The following is a 16,740-nucleotide window of genomic DNA, read 5'->3' as shown; positions in this document are numbered from 1 at the left end:
CAACAAAATTTCACAAAAAAATATAAATACCACTTGTGTTTTTGAATAATATGCACTATAATATAAAACATATTAATTAAAGTTTTTAGTCTAAATTAATATTATATGTGTCTAAGGAGGAAAACAGCATGGTTGAACTGATTGTAGGAAAGAAAGGCAAGGGCAAAACAAAAGTACTGTTAGATAAGGTAAATGGTGCGGTAAAAGAGGCAAATGGAAGTATTGTCTACTTAGACAAGAGCACAAAACATATGTATGAACTCAACAATAAAGTACGTCTTATTGATGTATCCGGATTCCCTATTAAGAATGCAGATGAATTTGTAGGATTTATCTGTGGTATCCTTTCTCAGGATCACGATCTTGAGCAGATTTATCTTGACAGTTTCCTTAAGGTAGCAAAATTGGAAGATAAAGACATTACAGGTACTCTGGGACAGTTAGATGAGATTGGTAAACAATTTAATGTTACTTTTGTAATTAGCGTATCTTTAGACAAAGAAGAGATTCCTGAAGCGCTCCATGGTAAGATCAGTGTAGCTTTATAACCATCTTTTATTATTAATACTAAAAACTACATAACATAAATAAAAAGGATACCTGTTAAGATATTTTCAGCAGATATCCTTTTTATTGCATTTTGTAAGCATACCTGTTATCATGGAAAAACAATAAATATTAGGAGATGAGAGATATATGGAAGAATTATACAGAATAATTGAGCAAAAAATTAAAGATGCAGGATATCCAAGAGCAATTTCCGGTGAAATGGTTTACGGAGATATCTGCGACCAAATTGAAGGAAAAGAAAATGGCTCTTACGTTTTACTTTCCAAGGTTGAAGATGATGTTATTTTTGAATATCATATTACTGTAATGGATGATGAATTCAATCTTGGGTTACTGACAATACGTACTCCGGAAGGCGTATTTGAAACTGATTTTGATAAATAAAAATAGCTTTAACAGTTAGTAAATAGAATTCTGAAAAACATATCATAACCCAAACAGAATCAAGTATGTGACAGATATGTCTTATGTCTGTTATTTAAAGTCTATACAAAACTCCAGACATAAGACATATCTGTCATTTTTCATACTTTATCTTTTTATGTTTTTAATCTTCGCGTAAATGCACCGCTGTGGCCGCCTTACGACGTCTTGCATCATCCATAGCTGCATAATGTTTCTTTGTGGTGTTTACATCTCTGTGACCTAATACATCAGCTACAAGGTAAATATCGCCTGTTTCCTGATACAAAGTAGTACCGTAAGTACTGCGAAGCTTGTGTGGTGTGATTTTTTTTGTGGTCGTAATGGCACCTGCGTATTTTTTTACCAGATTTTCAACAGCCTGGATGCCAATCCTTTTTCGCTGGGTAGAGTAGAAGAGAGCGTGTTCATGCCCTGCTACAGGAACGATATTCTTACGAACTTCCAAGTACTTTTTCAAAGCTTTTTCTACCTCATGTCCAAAATATACAACCATTTCATTTCCACCTTTTCGGGTGACTTTAATCCCATTATTTTTAAAATCAACATCTTCAACATCAAGTCCTACACATTCAGATACACGAATCCCGGTACCAAGCAGGAGAGTAACGATGGCAAGATCACGCTCCTTGGTTTTTTCATAATAAACACGTTTCTGTCCGGTAAGCTCATCGCCGCAGTGCTCTATATGATCCAATAACATGGCAACTTCATCAGCATCAAGACGTATAATATTTTTTTCATGAGTTTTCGGAACATCTACAAGAACAGTTGGGTTCGTCTGGATAAATTCATGTTTATAATAATATGCATAAAAACTTCTCAATGCAGAAATTTTTCTTTTCAGGCCACGTTCACCATTGGTTTCTGTTTTATCACCATTTTTATATACTTTAAGGTATTCCTGATATTCCTCGATATCTATAGCTTTAAGCTGATCCAGAACATCAACGGTAAAGTCTTTCATGGAATAGTCCTTAAAGGCAGGATTTTCATCCAGGAGAAACTGAAAAAAGATTCGGATATCATACGCATAGGAAATTCGTGTTTTGGTAGTAGTAAGCGGATCCATAGCACGAAAATAATCCTTGCAGAAATCAGGCAGTGTTTTCAAAACAGCTCGAAGCTTCAAAATATTTGAAATATCGGTCTGTTCGTGGTAAGTGACTTTCTTGCTATCATTATAATAATCAATATATTTATCCATAAAAAATCTCCTTAAAAAAATTATTTTATAACTTCTTAATGTTAAGAATATTGTTGAGAATATTTAAGACATATAAATCATCAAAGTTGATAATGATTAATAATTGCAGAGAAAATGCCTTTGTCAATAAACGATTACAGCGCAAAGACAGCTGCAGCCTACATCTATATGAAAAACTCGCGTTTGTCGTATAGATGTAGATAACATAAAAACATACTACTTTCGTATGTTTTTATGTTATCTTATTGTTGCCAACCAGTACATCCATTTATTGTTTCCGGATTTATTTTTCCCGGAAAACTATAGTTTTACAGACAATCTGTAATAATGCGATTCAATTCCGGAAGCTCTTTTTTGAGAGCGATCAGTTTCCCATCTTTTAGAAAACAATGTCTGGAATAAGCGGTTGTGCAGATTTCATTTCTGCTCGCATTAAAAAATTCATAATTAAATTCCAGAGAAATTCCAGTATACTGCTTAATGCCAACGCGAATCCGGATTTCATCATCGAAGAAAACCTGCTTTCTATATGCAACTGAAATTTCCACAACAGGGGAGATCACTCCCAACTCTTCTACTTTCTTATAGCTGAAACCCATCCGGCTCATATATCCAATCCTGGCCTCTTCCATCCATTTTACATAATTAGAGTGATGGATAATGCCCATCTGGTCTGTTTCATGATATTGCGCTTTTCTGTAATAAGTGTATGTTTTTTCTGAGTCTTCCTTCATATACCATATATCCTTTTTTATATATTTATAAAATGAAAATAACTATACCACTCGCTTGTCTGCGAAACGATGTACTATAGCGTGTCTGAAACCGGTTGATTATGACGGTCTCTTCACATAATTCAGAGGATTCTGATTTACCCCATTAACCATAACCCCAAAATGAAGATGAGGACCGGTGCTGTTCCCGGTGCTTCCTACATATCCGATGATATCACCTTTTTTGACCTTATCTCCTACACTCAGATTTGGGTTAAATTTAGACTGGTGCATATATTCTGTGATAAGTCCCTTTCCATCATGATTGATCTTGGTATAATATCCGGCACCGCCTGACGCTGCCGGTGAAAGCATGGCAACAATGGTTCCTGATGCTGCCGCATAAATCGGTGTTCCTGTAGGAGCAGGAATGTCAATTCCTTTATGATTGGTAGAACCGATTCCTCCCGGAGATTCCCTGTTTCCAAAATAACTGCTGATATAGGAATAACCGGAGCTTAAAGGCCACCGAAAAGAAACTCCGTTCTGATAGTCAGGAATAAGAGAACCATCTTCTCCAACATAATGATTATCATCAATCCACTGATTTGTAACCAGAGCACCTGTGGAGGAACTCAGGTAATACTTCTCTCCATCTACAGTAATCCACCCACTTTCACGTTCACATGTAGAAGGATTCATATAATATTTCTTTCCGTCTACTGTCAGCCATCCAGAGGCCAGCACCCCATCTGATTTCGCATAATAATGAGCACTTTTTTTCGTGATCCACTTACTGCTGGCAAGTTTTCCGTCAGACTCAAAATAATATCTTTTCCCAGATGACGATTTCAGGATAATATCATCGTAACGGATTCCATTCGTTTTCTTAAAATAATACTTGTGTCCGTTGATCGTCTGCCATCCCGTAACCAGTTTACAATCTGATTTCCTGAAATACCGATAATAGGAATCCGGTTTATAGAAGCCTTTGACAAGTTTACCATTTGAAGCTGCATAATAATAAGAACCGTCTGTTTCTTTATACCATCCGCTTCTGACCAGCTGACCGGTATTTCTGTTAAAGGAATACCAGCTTCCCTTTACTTTCAGACGCCCTTTTGCCATAGTGCCATTGGCCTGAAGATAATAGGTGGAATTCCCGCTTTTGCGAAAACAGTTTTTATACATTTTTCCTTTTTCATTAAAGCAGTAATATACATTATTTACTTGATGGAAACCGGATCGTATCACCCCGTCATTCCAGAAATAGTATTTATTCCCTGCAGCTGTAGTTACCCATCCGGTATGCATATACCCTTTTTTTTCATCAAAGAAATACGTTTTTCCATTTACTGTCTGCCAGGTAGTAAGCATTTTACCTTTTTCATTAAAACAGTACTTTTTTCCACTGATGGTCAGAATTCCGGCTTTAGCTGCACCGGTCTTTCCGAAATAGTACTGATTTCCTGCAGCACTTTTGTACCATCCGGTAGCTTTTTTTCCATTTTTATCGTAATAGTACCAACTTCCGTTTTTTTTCACAAATCCTGTCTGCTTTTTGGAAGTTGCTGCAGCCTGAACCGGTACAGAGAAATCTGAAAAGATTCCACCCTGCAGAGCCAGTGCCAGAACCAAAAGAAAAGCTGTCAAATATAATTTTTTTTTCTTCATAGTAACTCCTGTGTGTGTGTTTTTTGTAACTGTGAAGGTTTACTTATTTTTCTCTCGTTTATTCTTTAATTCAACATATCTGTTCTTCAGGAAAATCCCTGCTTTTTTGATATATCCCCATATTATGTTTAAAATCCGCAGGAGATATTTCCATATGGTTATGACCAGTCCGGAAAGCGGATTCCATATTTTCATAAAGAAATTATTTTTTCTCGCTTCCAGTTCTTCCGGTGAAACCTTGTGTTTTTCTTCCTTGCAAAGAGGAAGTACTTCACCTGTCTGTTCATCCAGACAGTCAATATTTATATATGTCTCCTCTTCTGCCGGCATTTTTTTGTCATTAAGAGAATGATTGATCAGTCTCCAGATCAGAGCATAAAGTACGGCAAATACAGGAACTCCTGCGATCATTCCCGGAACCCCAAAGAGACCGCCCCCGATCATGATGGCAACAATAACCATAAAACTGGAAAGTCCGGTAGAGTCTCCGAGAATTTTCGGACCAAGGATATTTCCATCAAACTGCTGAAGAAGCAGGATAAAAATTGCAAAATACAGACCTTTTATGGGATCTACTACTAAAATAAGCAAAATACATGGAATGGCTCCGATGTAAGGACCAAAAAACGGAATGACATTTGTCACACCGATAATTACACTGATAAGAATTGGATACGGCAAATCCAAAAGCAACATTCCAAAATAACACAAAATTCCAATAATAGCAGAATCCAGAAGTTTTCCGTATATGAAACCACCAAAAGTCTTGTCTGTAAAACGCATAACGCGTATAAGCATATTTGCCCATTTATGAGGCAATATAGCATATACCATCATTTTGCTTTTGGCAACAAATTTCTCTTTGTCTGCAAGTACATACAAAGCTACAATGGCACCGATCAGAAAATTCTTCATAAAGATCAGGATATCAAAAATACCTGCTGAAACATTTTTGAGCATATCCTGCATCTGCGGAAGAATATCGGTAGTAAGATATTCCTGTGCTTTTGCAGAGTACTGGTTGATCATATCGAGCATTTCAGGATTCAGTTTCCATCCATGCTCAACAAATGAATTGAGCCACTTTTCAATAACTTTTATATAGTACGGAAAACTGTAAATAATACTCATGATACTTCGGATCAACTGAGGAAGCACCATCATCAGTAATGCGTAAATAATAATCCAGAACAGGAACATGGAAAAAAGGACACATCCCCATCGAATAGCCCGTTTTCCTTTTTTCTGTAACTTAATATTATGCTTTTCCAGCTGCGGATAGATCAGCTTCTGCTCAAAGAGATTGATCAGCGGACTGAGAATATAAGCAAGGATTACACCATAGATAATAGGCGCCATAATTCCCAGAAAAGTTTTGATTCCCACGATCAGGGTTTTCATGTGAAATATGCCATAATAAAACAGCATACTGGCGGCAATTACCAGAAAAGCGGTTACACCCCAGTGTAAATATCGGTTGTCCCAACGAAATTTCATAATGTCCTCCTTTTTAACATGGTATGATTATAGCATATATTTTGACAAATGTCATGAAAATTTAATATATATTAAAAAAAATTATAGCAGTCTTGTTACTGTTCATACACCACTATCCCGAGGCATACAAGCCAAAATTCCATTGCCGCAGGCAATCTGGAATGAATTGAAAAGACTGTTATAAATTCATCCAAAAAACAGATACTTTACCAAGGATGTGGTAAAGTATCTGTAAAAATATAATCCTATTTATTTTTTATGGAATCAAAAATCTCAATTGCCTGAATGATTGCTTTTGCTGCACCATCAATTCCAAGTTTGCTGCTGTCTACGCAGAGATTGTAGCTTGAAGCAGCACCCCATTTCTTATTAGTGTAGTAATTATAGTAACTGGAACGGCTCTTGTCTGTCTTATTGATCATGTCTTTTGCTTCTTTTGCAGTTTTATTATGTTTCTGTGAAAGACGGTTAATCCTCCAGTCTGTATCTGCATGTACAAATACACTGAAACAGTCTTTATACTCTGACAACGCATAATCTGCACATCTTCCGACCATAACGCATGGACCTTCGGAGGCCAGTTTCTTGATTGCGTCAAACTGTGCAAGAAATACTTTGTGGTTCATAGGCATATCTGTAAATCCTGAAGAAGAATAACCAAATGAGTAGGTATCCATAACCAGAGAATATAAAAAGCTGTTAGTTGGTCTTTCATCATGATTCTCAAAAAGTTCTTTGCAGATACCGCTTTCATTTGCTGCATGTTCGAGAAGTTCTTTATCATAACATTTAATACCAAAATATTTGGCAACTTCCTGACCTATCTGTCTTCCTCCACTGCCGTACTCACGACCAATTGTAATAATTGAACTCGTACTATTCATAGTCTGCACTCCCTTCTGTTACATATTCGATAGACATATTATACAATATTTCCAAAAAAATGCAAACTACTTTCGTAATTTTTCTAATAATTTAACGAAATATTCAGGTAAAGGAGCTGTAAACTCCATATATTCGCCCGTTGATGGATGAACAAAGCCAAGAATCATTGCATGAAGCGTCTGTCCCTGCAGATGATAAGGATTCTTACCAGAACCGTACACTTCATCACCCAGAAGTGGATGACCGATACTTGTCATATGCACACGAATCTGATGCGTTCTGCCTGTTTCCAGACGGCATTCCACATAAGTGGCATTTTTGAAACGTTCCAGAACTTTATAATGTGTGACAGCATCCTTGCCGTTTTTATAGTTGACAGCCATCTTTTTGCGGTCAATCGGATGGCGCCCGATGGGACCTTCGATCGTCCCTTCGTCTTCTTTCAGTACTCCTGCTACGATTGCCCGGTATCTGCGCCTGATAGAATGCTCTTTTAACTGTTCTGCCAGGTTGCGGTGTGCATTATCATTCTTGCATACAAGAAGTGCACCTGTGGTATCCTTATCGATTCTGTGGACAATACCAGGACGCAGAACACCATTGATCCCCGACAGATTGTCCTTACAGTGAAACATAATAGCATTTACCAATGTTCCGGAAGTATGTCCGGCACTGGGATGAACCACCATCCCCTTTGGTTTATTTACAATAAGTACATCATCATCTTCATAAAGAATATCCAGAGGGATATCTTCCGGAAGTATATCCGGCTCTTTTATGTCAGGAACTGCTACGGAGATTTCATCTCCTTCCTGAACTTTGTAGTTGGCTTTTACAGCAGAACCATTGACGGTTATTTTCTGCTCTTTAAGCAGCTTTTGAATATAAGAACGTGACAGTTCTTCGTTCATTTCAGAAAGATAGCGGTCAATCCGGATACCGGACTGACCGTCAGAAACCTGATAATTAAGAATTTCCATAATACTAATCCTTTTTTATTCTTAAGAAGTCATAATCTTCATCATTTTTGTATCTGAAACACACCAGCATAACAAGTAATATGCCACTGCATACCACATACATATCAGCTATATTAAATACCGGAAAATCAATCAGTGAAAAATAGATAAAATCCACAACATAGCCTCTGCATACTCTGTCAATAAAATTTCCAAGAGCACCGGAAACCATTACCAGTGCAGTTACTGACAGCGGCAGATAATATCTGTTTTTCGGGATTCTGGCATATACATAGATAAATACACCAAAAAACAAAAGGCACAAAATCACAAACACCGGAATTTTACCTTCAAACAATCCAAAGGCCATTCCACGATTTTCGAGATACCGTAATTGAAGAACTCCTGGAATGAGAGAGATATCAGGATGATCTTTCAGTTGTGCCAGAACAAGAGATTTACTTCCCTGATCCAGGATTGTCAGCAAAAGGATAATAATACAGCCTCTAATCCAGTGCATACATGAAGATATGGAGGAAACAGCTGTCATATCAGAATCTCCCGGATTGCCTGGAGCAGTTCCTCATCTGTGACAGTTTTGTCTATAAAACTTTTACCAATCCCGTCCATAAGGATAAATTTAATATGACCGGCTTCCATTTTTTTGTCTTTTTTTGTTGCTGCCAGGACATCCCCGGCATTCAGTGAATCAACAGAAAGAGGAAGATTATAAGAATGGCACCCTTTTCTGATCTCTTCGTATTCTTCTTCTGTTAATAATCCTCTCTGCATGGAAAGATAAGCGGCAGCGATCAGACCGACTCCAACACACTGTCCATGAAGCAGCTGAAAGTTTTTCATTTTTTCGACTGCATGTCCGACTGTGTGACCAAGATTTAAAAGTGCACGTTCTCCCTGCTCCTTCGGATCACGCTCTACCACACCTGCCTTGATCTCACAGCATCTGCGGATCATTCTGGAAAGCATACTCAGATCCAATTTACTGATCTCAGGCTGATTCTTACATACAAAACGGAAGAACTCTTCATCGCAGATCAGTCCTGTCTTAAGAATTTCACCCATTCCACAGGTGAATTCCCGATTCGGAAGAGACTGCAGGGTACTCATATTCATATATACAAGGCGGGGCTGATGGAAAGCTCCTACCATGTTTTTGTACTGAAGGAAGTCAACACCTGTTTTACCTCCTACGCTGCTGTCAACCTGTGCCAGAAGCGTAGTAGGAACCTGGATAAAATCAATCCCTCTCAGGTAAGTGGAAGCTCCGAAACCTGTCAGATCACCTACAACACCGCCGCCCAGCGCAACCAGCAGACCTTTTCTGTCCATTTCATTCTCAATCAAAGTTTTATATAATTCCTGTACTGTATTCAGGTTTTTGTTCTTTTCACCAGCTTCAAATACAAAAGAGAATATTTCAGAGGAAATTTCCTGAAGAGCTGATTTAACTGCCTCATGATAAAGAGGTGCAACATGACTGTCTGTCACAATACAGATTTTCCGGTTTTCAAGTCCTTCTTCTCTGATTGCACCGGCAAGATCCTGAAAGTCATTTTTAAAATAAATAGGATAATGGAAATCTCCTTCCCGTTTTACAAGTAATTTCTGTTCTGCCATTTTCCTGTTCTCCTTTTATTACAAAATTTATACATAGCGCATAATACGCACACTGCAGCGTCCTTTTTTTGTCTGGTGAGAAACACCGTCAAAAATGAACCGTCCTTTCCCACGTACAGATATAATGTCACCATCTTTCGGCTCATATCCGTTGCTGGTGATCAGTTTTCCGTTGACAAAAACCTGCCCGCCTTCAATATAAGATACCATACTGCTTCTGGATGTCTTAAAAGCAAGCGAGATCAATGAATCCAGACGTACCGAAGCGCAGGTACCGCTAACAGATTCAAGGACAGGGCGTGGAAATTCATCAGAATCCTCCACTTTTGTGATCAGAATATTGGTATGACGGACCCGGCACAGATTTTCAAGAAAGAATTCCGTCATTTTGTTCTGGCAGAAAAACCAGGCAGCTTTTTTCTGAACAACAATATCACCGATCACACTTCTGTCTACTCCAAGATTGAGAAGTGCACCGAGATAATCACGATGAGAAAGCTCTTCAGAGAATTTAAGAGCCTTTGGTTCAATCCTCAGACAGTCGATGGGATATTCCCATGTAAAAGCAAGAGCATCAGGATGAAATGCAACCATCTGACGCTCCGCATTCTCATAGCCTCCGGACGTCTCCATAACAATCTGGGGAAACTGATGTTTCAGGCTACTGACTATATTCTGTTCATTTAAATTAAGAAAATCCGAAAATGTAACGATATCTCTCTGCCAGGAGAGATTTGCCAATTCCCGGATTCTCTTAAGAAAAAATTCGTCTTTTTCCATCCTGGATCAATATCCTGCTCTTACAGACGGAGCAGAGCCTCCCAGAATATTCTGAAGGTCACCGGTAATATCTACATTGTACGGTCCAAGTACAAAGATATAGCTGGATACTTTCTGAAGGCTGCCGCCTAAAGAATAGCATGCACCGGACGTGAAATCGATGATTCTCTGTGCCAGTTCCACATCAATTCCCTCCAGATTCAAAATAACAGTAGAATTATCTACTAAAGTGTCAGCAATCTCACGCGTATCTTCCATAGAAGAAGGTTTGATCACACAGACTTCCATATTTGGGCCCTGATTTGATTTGCGGCTGCTTCTCATTGGAGTAATCTTGGAAGATGCTGCAGGACGTGTCTGGCGTTCGGCGCGTTCCTGTTTAACCGTAACCTTAGACGGAGCCGAAGCGGTCTGTTTTGGAGCAGATGCCTGTTTAGGAGCTGTCTTTACTGCTTTCTCTTCTACATCATCAAAGTCATCATTATCGTCGGATTCTTTTTTCTTAGAGAATTTATCAAAAAATTTCTTCTTTGGTTTCTCATCGAAATCGTCATCGAGAAAGTCATCATCTTCTTCCTCATCTAACAGATCATCATCTAAGAATCCATCATCATCGTAATCATCGTTTAATTTGATGGCATCTAAAAATTTATCTAAAACGCCCATTTTAATCTCCAATCTTATTTTAATCTTCTTTTATTGAGTAATCTCTTTCGCCAAAGATACCCGTTCCCACGCGCACCATAGTGGCCCCTTCCTCAACTGCGACCTGATAATCATTTGTCATTCCCATACTCAGGACGCTCATATTAACATTATTAATGTTTTTGGCCGCAATGTCAACACTTAATTTCTTTAATTTTTGAAAAACTTCTCTGTTTTCTTCAGGATTTGCTACAAATGGTGCAATTGTCATAAGTCCTTTTACCTGAAGATGCTCATAAGAAGAAATTTCTTCCAGAAATGGTAATACCTCTTCGACTGAAAGGCCAAACTTACTTTCCTCTCCTGCTACATTTACTTCGATCAGAACCGGCATGCAGATATCTTTTTTTGCTGCCTCTTTTTCGATGGCCTCTGCCAGGCGGACAGAATCTACAGAGTGTACCATAGATACTTTATCAATAATATATTTCACTTTATTTCTCTGTAAATGTCCGATCATGTGCCACTGTACATCTGATGGCATCTGATCGTATTTATCTACGATCTCCTGAACCTTATTCTCCCCAAACACTCTTGCACCCGCATCATATGCTTCTTTCAGCATTTCCACCGGTTTGGTCTTACTGACCGCAATAAGAGTTACCTCTTGGGGAGAACGCCCTGCAGTATCGCAGGCCTCTTCAATATTCTTTTTTACAAGGTTTAGTTTATCAGCTAACATATTAAGCCTCCTTAATTAGTATAAAATGTCTTCTTCCTTTACTTTATCAGCGTTTCGAACAATGTGATCATATCTGGAAAGACCGTAGGTGGTGTTTTTAGATACAATAGCATATTCTTCGTTCTCATCAAGTATTTCAATACGGCGAAAAACCGCATAGCCTTTATTAATACAGTATACTCCCTCCAGGGTATCTGTCTCTCCGATCACATATTTTTCACCGGTATCCGTATTGATCAGGGCATCCCCTTCCTTAAATGAACTCTTGTCAACATAATAAATCTGAGGTTGTTCTGCTTCGTCCACTGCCAGTTTGGAGACAGATGAATCATCAATGCTTGCGTAAATGCTCACATTTTTAAATGTTGTTTTATTTTTCCCCTCATAAAGGGTAAAACCTGTCTGATTATCCTGTGTAGTGGCCATTCTGGATGGAATCACATAAAAATCCTTGGTTACAATAGAGGTAAGAGGGATTTTCAGACCTACAACTGTGTTGGTTACAAGTTCAATGTCCAAAAAACGGTCAGATGCATAACGAATCAGACCTTTATTGAAATCAATCTGTCCATATTTGTCACCGTCTATGGTAATAATGGAAAAATCTCCGTTTTGTGTCATATCGTCTTTTAAAAATTTGACACGTATTGTAGAACGGTCTTTCAGTTTTTCAACCTGTCTGTCGCTCAAAGGAATCAGAAGGCTCCAGCGTTCATCTGTGATAATGGTATAAATATCATCTCCTGCTTTTACCTTGTCGGAAGTTTTCAAATCTGTTTCATGGTAAGAATTCTGATCGAAATCTTCTGCCTTTACAGCATCTACTGTTTTTCCTTCATAATTATCCATGGAATATAAAACGATACCATCAGATTGGGACTGGCAGATAGTTTGATTTCCGGGATAAATATCTGCTGTTTTGTCATTGTCACCACTGTCATTTCCTTCACCGTCCTCATCTGAAGTAAGAGGAGCAGATGAGGTATTGCCAGACTCTGCATATTGAAGGATATTTCCCTTCAGTTCATATTTAAAGCTGTAGGTGCTGTTAAATTTACTTGAACTGAATCCTTTGGAAAAACTCATCATATCAGTCCGTACCTTTGAAAGTTCTTCCGGGGCAAGAGATGCCGGAGCAGAAGCTGTTTTTGTATCACTAAGTCCGTACACCGCTCCGGAAGCATTGATTTTACTGCCCTCCCTTGCATAATAAGTAATATAGCCTGATGAATCTGCCTTGCATAAACTTTCTTCACGTATGGCAAGGCCGGTATATGTTTCGTTGCGGGATAAAGGTCCTGATGTAACCTGATAGGACTCAATATGAGTAGTTGTAAAATATAATATGGCACTGAATGCCATATATATGAATAAGATGCCAAACATGATCGTTCCGATATTCAGCCCCACGACCATGCGAAGCCTTGCCAGGATTCCCGGCATTTTTTTTGATTTATTATCAGACAATGGAATGTCTCCTTTTTGTGCAGTTCATAATCATTCTATAACTGTTCAGCGATTTCACAGTGACTGCTGAATAGTTACACCATTTTCCAAAATATTGTAACACTTTGCACATTTAAAAACAAGTTTATTCATAAAGAATTCACAATAATCGTTACTGTTCACACACCACTATCCCGTTACTGAGAATGGAGTAAACAGTAACGGGAGCACATAAGTAAGAACACATTTTCAGAATATAAGTTTGCTTTTTGTCAGGAATTATGATATGATAAAAAAATCAGAAACTGTTCAGTATCTCATAGAATAGCAGACTGCTGAATGGTTATGAAGAGTGTACGAACAAAAAATAACTTAAAAAGGAGGGTATAATTATGCCATATGGAAGAATCACGCCAAAGCAGCAGGAGATTCTTGATTACATAAAGAATGAGATTTTGAACCGGGGATTTCCGCCGGCAGTTCGTGAAATCTGCGAGGCAGTCAACCTGAAATCTACTTCTTCCGTTCATTCACATCTGGAAGCACTGGAGAAAAATGGATATATCCGCAGAGATGCAACGAAACCACGTGCGATTGAGATTATTGATGACAATTTTAATCTGGTCCGCAGAGAGGTTGTGAATGTTCCCATCATAGGAACTGTGGCAGCCGGACAGCCACTTCTGGCAGTTGAGAATATTGAAGGCTATTTCCCTATCCCTGCAGAGTTTATGCCTAATTCACAGAGCTTTCTGTTGAAAGTAAAAGGGGAAAGTATGATAAACGCCGGAATTTTTGACGGAGATCAGGTTCTGGTAAAACAGCAGTCCACAGCAGAGGATGGAGATATTGTTGTTGCGCTGATCGATGACGGTGCTACAGTTAAGACTTTCCATAAAGAAAAAGGATACTATCGTCTCCAGCCGGAAAATGATACAATGGAGCCAATCCTTGTACATGAAGGTCTTCAGATTCTTGGCAAAGTATTTGGTGTGTTCCGTTTGTATGAGTAATATAACTGATACGTGAATAGTCAGGCAGATATTCGCAATCCGCTTCGCTACGCAGCTCTACACCGAATCAAGCAAGTCCCCATACACTGCAAATTATACTATATCAATTCAAAAAAACAACAGAGGAAATCAGGTATCTCTTGATGATGATATCTGATTTTCTCTGTATTTTATTTTGCAAATTTCACAAAGTCAGGCGGATAAAATCATCCGCCTCGCTACGCAGTTCTACACCGAATAACTGTAAATTTTTCATTACTGTTCACTGGTAATATCCCGCGAGGTGTTTTTTGTGAACGAAGGTCACAGAAAACCCGAGACATACCGCGCGACTTTATGCGATTAGCATAAAGTCTGTGCATCGCAAGCATGTTGCTGTGAACAGAGTGAACAGTAACAATTTTTTCTACTTATTTCTCAAGAAATTCATTAACGTCAAGAACCTTACCATCTCTCCAGATTCTTTCGAGGTCATAGAAAAGACGATTCTCTTCGTCAAATACGTGAACGATCATATCGCCGTAATCCATAAGAACCCAGCTGGAGTTTCTGGTTCCCTCAATCTGTTTTGCTTCAAATCCGGCTCTGCCAAGTGTTTCATCTACATTGTCAACCATAGCCTGAACCTGATTCTGGTTGGAAGCACTTGCAATTACAAAATAATCGGCAATTACAGATACTTCATGGATATCTATTACCTTAATATCTTTTCCTTTTTTCTCATCAAGTGCGCGGCAGGCAAGTTTTGCCATTTCAAGTTCTCTGTTCATGGAAACAACCTCTCTTTCTATCTGCTTTTGTAACTGTTCAATATCTTCATGATCAACAGACTATTGAATAGCTACATATATCTTCTCTAAATAAATATTTATATCCGTAATCTGTTCTCCCTGTTGTGCTGTCCCCTATATGTAAAACTCTGCCAGTCGAGACAATTTATACTCAGGACTGTCTTTTCATGTGTAAATCCCTGTAATACAAGAAAGCATCTTTCGTAGCATTATCAATATCTTTCGGATTTTCCTCCAGATAAGCCAGTGTATCACCCAAAATCTTATACATACATTCGTCAAGATCCTGAAAAGCCAGTTTACGTACAATTGCAAGATTAGGAGCTTTATCACGTTTTGGTTCAATATAATCGGCAATATAGACGATTTTTTCCAACAGTGTCATCTCCGGCTTTCCGGTAGTATGCCAGGTGATGGCAGAAAGAATATTTTCATCTGTCACATCATACTTAGCCTTAGCTACGTAAGCTCCAAGCTTGGCATGAAGTAAAAAAGGATGCTCCTGTTCGAATTCAGATACCGAAATATGATGCTGGCTGCACATTTTCAGCTTCTTTTTGTTCGGAATACATTTTGCACAGTCATGGAGCAGTCCGGCAGTCTGGGCTGTGATCAGATCACAGTCATGAACCATGGCAAGTGCTGCACATGTAAACATAACTCCCAACGTATGTTCATAACGATCCTCATCCAGATATTTTGCTAATTTTTTCTGCATTTTTATAAAATCATACTCTGCCATCGGAAGATCATCCTTTCTTTTCGGCCAGACTGTAAATCTGGTTTTCTCTGATATACTCAATCACCGGATCAGGAATATAGTAACGCACACTTTTATCTTCTCTGATCCAGTTTCTGAGCATTTCGCTGGATACATCAAGGTTTGTGGTATTCAGTGTCAGAAATGTGCCATTATATTTAAGCGAAAGACGGTTCATTTCTGCTTCGAGCTCTGCGATTGTGGAATGATTTCTTACAGCAGTTACCAGAATGCAGTTTCTGCAGATTCTTTCCGGTTCACGCCATGTATCAAAGTCATACAGGGAGTCTGCGCCGATTATAAAATAATAATCAGTATCCGGATTCTTCTCTTTTAGCATTTCCAGTGTATGATAAGTGTAAGTATAACCATTTTCATGCATTTCAGTCAGCGACAGTTCAAAGTGAGGATTTCCGGTAATCGCCCTGCGGACCATTTCAACTCTTTCTTCATCTGTGGCACGTCCCTGACGGTTTCTCTTGTGAGGCGGATTTCCGGAAGGCATGAACAGTACCTTTTCCAGTCGGAACTGTTCGTATGCTTTCTCTCCCAGAATCAGATGCCCCATGTGGATGGGATCAAAAGTACCGCCCATAATACCAATTCTGTGTTTGATGTCAGCCATAAAAAACTCCGTATTATTTTCTGGGTAATTCAATTTTTTTCTTTTCGTTTTTGCCTTCACGGTATAAAACAATTTTCTTGCCGATAACCTGTACGATCTGGGAACGTGTACGTTCTGCCAGAACCTCAGCCATCTGGCGCGGATCCTCCAGGCAGTTCTGAAGAACACTGATCTTGATCAGTTCTCTGGCTGCAAGCGCCTCATCTACTGCGGCTGTGTTCTCAGGAGTAAGACCACCCTTTCCAAGCTGAAGGATTGGATCCATGGTCATTGCAAGACCTTTTAAATAAGCTCTCTGTTTACTTGTCATTTTTATTTTCCTCTGTTATTCTCTGCAAACGGACAAAATCATCCGTCTTACCACATCTGTTT

At 38.7% G+C, this 16,740-nt stretch carries 19 protein-coding genes; 3 read left to right on the top strand and 16 right to left on the bottom strand.

Annotation, left to right across the window (positions count from 1 at the left end):
- Positions 1-128: 128 nt before the first annotated feature.
- On the top strand, positions 129-548 hold the full coding sequence (locus LI074_RS03770; RefSeq protein WP_008703153.1) for a hypothetical protein: 420 nt from the start codon (positions 129-131) through the stop codon (positions 546-548).
- A 148-nt stretch (positions 549-696) separates the two neighbouring features.
- Positions 697-954: a hypothetical protein gene (locus LI074_RS03765; RefSeq protein WP_008703150.1), complete on the top strand. Its 258-nt coding sequence runs from the start codon at positions 697-699 to the stop codon at positions 952-954.
- A gap of 163 nt (positions 955-1,117) precedes the next feature.
- Here the strand turns inward: LI074_RS03765 and LI074_RS03760 are convergent, their stop codons facing one another.
- The 12 genes from LI074_RS03760 to LI074_RS03705 all read right to left on the bottom strand — a co-directional run bounded on the left by LI074_RS03760 (position 1,118) and on the right by LI074_RS03705 (position 13,200).
- Positions 1,118-2,200 carry a tyrosine-type recombinase/integrase gene (locus tag LI074_RS03760; RefSeq protein ID WP_055052780.1) on the bottom strand — a complete coding sequence of 361 codons (1,083 nt, stop codon included), beginning with the start codon at positions 2,198-2,200 and terminating at the stop codon, positions 1,118-1,120.
- A 308-nt stretch (positions 2,201-2,508) separates the two neighbouring features.
- Positions 2,509-2,934 (bottom strand): acyl-CoA thioesterase, encoded by a 426-nt coding sequence (locus LI074_RS03755; RefSeq protein ID WP_173698301.1) that lies wholly within the window; start codon positions 2,932-2,934, stop codon positions 2,509-2,511.
- Positions 2,935-3,033: 99 nt separating this feature from the next.
- On the bottom strand, positions 3,034-4,587 hold the full coding sequence (locus LI074_RS03750) for a peptidoglycan DD-metalloendopeptidase family protein (protein WP_243868836.1): 1,554 nt from the start codon (positions 4,585-4,587) through the stop codon (positions 3,034-3,036).
- A 39-nt stretch (positions 4,588-4,626) separates the two neighbouring features.
- Positions 4,627-6,084: an AI-2E family transporter gene (locus LI074_RS03745; protein WP_022381245.1), complete on the bottom strand. Its 1,458-nt coding sequence runs from the start codon at positions 6,082-6,084 to the stop codon at positions 4,627-4,629.
- A 245-nt stretch (positions 6,085-6,329) separates the two neighbouring features.
- The gene (locus LI074_RS03740; protein WP_020993906.1) at positions 6,330-6,968 is read right to left on the bottom strand and encodes a cytidylate kinase-like family protein; all 639 of its coding nucleotides are present in this window, start codon (positions 6,966-6,968) and stop codon (positions 6,330-6,332) included.
- A 66-nt stretch (positions 6,969-7,034) separates the two neighbouring features.
- On the bottom strand, positions 7,035-7,949 hold the full coding sequence (locus LI074_RS03735) for an RluA family pseudouridine synthase (protein WP_008703141.1): 915 nt from the start codon (positions 7,947-7,949) through the stop codon (positions 7,035-7,037).
- Positions 7,950-7,953: 4 nt separating this feature from the next.
- Positions 7,954-8,478: a signal peptidase II gene (gene lspA, locus LI074_RS03730; RefSeq protein WP_173698300.1), complete on the bottom strand. Its 525-nt coding sequence runs from the start codon at positions 8,476-8,478 to the stop codon at positions 7,954-7,956.
- Complete coding sequence (gene aroB / locus LI074_RS03725; RefSeq protein ID WP_008703138.1) at positions 8,475-9,566, bottom strand: 3-dehydroquinate synthase; 1,092 nt, start codon at positions 9,564-9,566, stop codon at positions 8,475-8,477. The genes lspA and aroB overlap by 4 nt, the downstream gene beginning before the upstream one ends.
- Positions 9,567-9,593: 27 nt before the next feature.
- Positions 9,594-10,346, bottom strand: a complete 753-nt coding sequence (locus LI074_RS03720) for a YlmH family RNA-binding protein (protein ID WP_008703137.1) — start codon at positions 10,344-10,346, stop codon at positions 9,594-9,596.
- A 6-nt stretch (positions 10,347-10,352) separates the two neighbouring features.
- Positions 10,353-11,012, bottom strand: a complete 660-nt coding sequence (locus LI074_RS03715) for a cell division protein SepF (protein ID WP_008703136.1) — start codon at positions 11,010-11,012, stop codon at positions 10,353-10,355.
- A gap of 19 nt (positions 11,013-11,031) precedes the next feature.
- Positions 11,032-11,733 carry a YggS family pyridoxal phosphate-dependent enzyme gene (locus tag LI074_RS03710; RefSeq protein WP_026648676.1) on the bottom strand — a complete coding sequence of 234 codons (702 nt, stop codon included), beginning with the start codon at positions 11,731-11,733 and terminating at the stop codon, positions 11,032-11,034.
- A 15-nt stretch (positions 11,734-11,748) separates the two neighbouring features.
- Positions 11,749-13,200 (bottom strand): HlyD family efflux transporter periplasmic adaptor subunit, encoded by a 1,452-nt coding sequence (locus LI074_RS03705; RefSeq protein ID WP_020993904.1) that lies wholly within the window; start codon positions 13,198-13,200, stop codon positions 11,749-11,751.
- Between the two features lie 371 nt (positions 13,201-13,571).
- Between LI074_RS03705 and lexA the strand changes: the two genes are divergently transcribed.
- Complete coding sequence (gene lexA, locus LI074_RS03700) at positions 13,572-14,192, top strand: transcriptional repressor LexA (protein WP_008703132.1); 621 nt, start codon at positions 13,572-13,574, stop codon at positions 14,190-14,192.
- A 410-nt stretch (positions 14,193-14,602) separates the two neighbouring features.
- On the opposite strand, the gene rsfS is transcribed toward lexA, so the two are convergent.
- The 4 genes from rsfS to yhbY form a co-directional block, all read right to left on the bottom strand.
- On the bottom strand, positions 14,603-14,962 hold the full coding sequence (gene rsfS / locus LI074_RS03695; RefSeq protein WP_008703130.1) for a ribosome silencing factor: 360 nt from the start codon (positions 14,960-14,962) through the stop codon (positions 14,603-14,605).
- A 172-nt stretch (positions 14,963-15,134) separates the two neighbouring features.
- Positions 15,135-15,725: a bis(5'-nucleosyl)-tetraphosphatase (symmetrical) YqeK gene (gene yqeK, locus LI074_RS03690; RefSeq protein WP_020993903.1), complete on the bottom strand. Its 591-nt coding sequence runs from the start codon at positions 15,723-15,725 to the stop codon at positions 15,135-15,137.
- Between the two features lie 7 nt (positions 15,726-15,732).
- Positions 15,733-16,368 (bottom strand): nicotinate-nucleotide adenylyltransferase, encoded by a 636-nt coding sequence (gene nadD / locus LI074_RS03685; protein WP_022381239.1) that lies wholly within the window; start codon positions 16,366-16,368, stop codon positions 15,733-15,735.
- 13 nt (positions 16,369-16,381) lie between these two features.
- Entirely contained in the window at positions 16,382-16,678 is a 297-nt protein-coding gene (gene yhbY, locus LI074_RS03680; protein WP_008703127.1) for a ribosome assembly RNA-binding protein YhbY, read from the bottom strand.
- Positions 16,679-16,740: the final 62 nt, after the last annotated feature.

The organism is Blautia sp. MSK18_10 (genome assembly GCF_020553185.1).
In the GTDB taxonomy this organism is placed as follows: Bacteria; Bacillota; Clostridia; order Lachnospirales; family Lachnospiraceae; genus Blautia_A; species Blautia_A wexlerae.
Note: the sequence above shows the minus strand (reverse complement) of the source record. Positions and strands in the feature narration are given on the sequence as shown.

Excerpts from the sequence above, each read along its gene's own strand:
- nadD (WP_022381239.1), bottom strand. The coding sequence starts at position 16,368 with ATGGCTGACATCAAACACAGAATTGGTATTATGGGCGGTACTTTTGAT.
- LI074_RS03755 (WP_173698301.1), bottom strand. The coding sequence starts at position 2,934 with ATGAAGGAAGACTCAGAAAAAACATACACTTATTACAGAAAAGCGCAA.
- aroB (WP_008703138.1), bottom strand. The coding sequence starts at position 9,566 with ATGGCAGAACAGAAATTACTTGTAAAACGGGAAGGAGATTTCCATTAT.
- LI074_RS03710 (WP_026648676.1), bottom strand. The coding sequence starts at position 11,733 with ATGTTAGCTGATAAACTAAACCTTGTAAAAAAGAATATTGAAGAGGCC.
- yqeK (WP_020993903.1), bottom strand. The coding sequence starts at position 15,725 with ATGGCAGAGTATGATTTTATAAAAATGCAGAAAAAATTAGCAAAATAT.
- LI074_RS03750 (WP_243868836.1), bottom strand. The coding sequence starts at position 4,587 with ATGAAGAAAAAAAAATTATATTTGACAGCTTTTCTTTTGGTTCTGGCA.
- LI074_RS03745 (WP_022381245.1), bottom strand. The coding sequence starts at position 6,084 with ATGAAATTTCGTTGGGACAACCGATATTTACACTGGGGTGTAACCGCT.
- lexA (WP_008703132.1), top strand. The coding sequence starts at position 13,572 with ATGCCATATGGAAGAATCACGCCAAAGCAGCAGGAGATTCTTGATTAC.
- LI074_RS03765 (WP_008703150.1), top strand. The coding sequence starts at position 697 with ATGGAAGAATTATACAGAATAATTGAGCAAAAAATTAAAGATGCAGGA.
- LI074_RS03770 (WP_008703153.1), top strand. The coding sequence starts at position 129 with ATGGTTGAACTGATTGTAGGAAAGAAAGGCAAGGGCAAAACAAAAGTA.
- LI074_RS03760 (WP_055052780.1), bottom strand. The coding sequence starts at position 2,200 with ATGGATAAATATATTGATTATTATAATGATAGCAAGAAAGTCACTTAC.
- LI074_RS03740 (WP_020993906.1), bottom strand. The coding sequence starts at position 6,968 with ATGAATAGTACGAGTTCAATTATTACAATTGGTCGTGAGTACGGCAGT.
- yhbY (WP_008703127.1), bottom strand. The coding sequence starts at position 16,678 with ATGACAAGTAAACAGAGAGCTTATTTAAAAGGTCTTGCAATGACCATG.
- LI074_RS03715 (WP_008703136.1), bottom strand. The coding sequence starts at position 11,012 with ATGGGCGTTTTAGATAAATTTTTAGATGCCATCAAATTAAACGATGAT.
- rsfS (WP_008703130.1), bottom strand. The coding sequence starts at position 14,962 with ATGAACAGAGAACTTGAAATGGCAAAACTTGCCTGCCGCGCACTTGAT.
- LI074_RS03720 (WP_008703137.1), bottom strand. The coding sequence starts at position 10,346 with ATGGAAAAAGACGAATTTTTTCTTAAGAGAATCCGGGAATTGGCAAAT.
- lspA (WP_173698300.1), bottom strand. The coding sequence starts at position 8,478 with ATGACAGCTGTTTCCTCCATATCTTCATGTATGCACTGGATTAGAGGC.
- LI074_RS03735 (WP_008703141.1), bottom strand. The coding sequence starts at position 7,949 with ATGGAAATTCTTAATTATCAGGTTTCTGACGGTCAGTCCGGTATCCGG.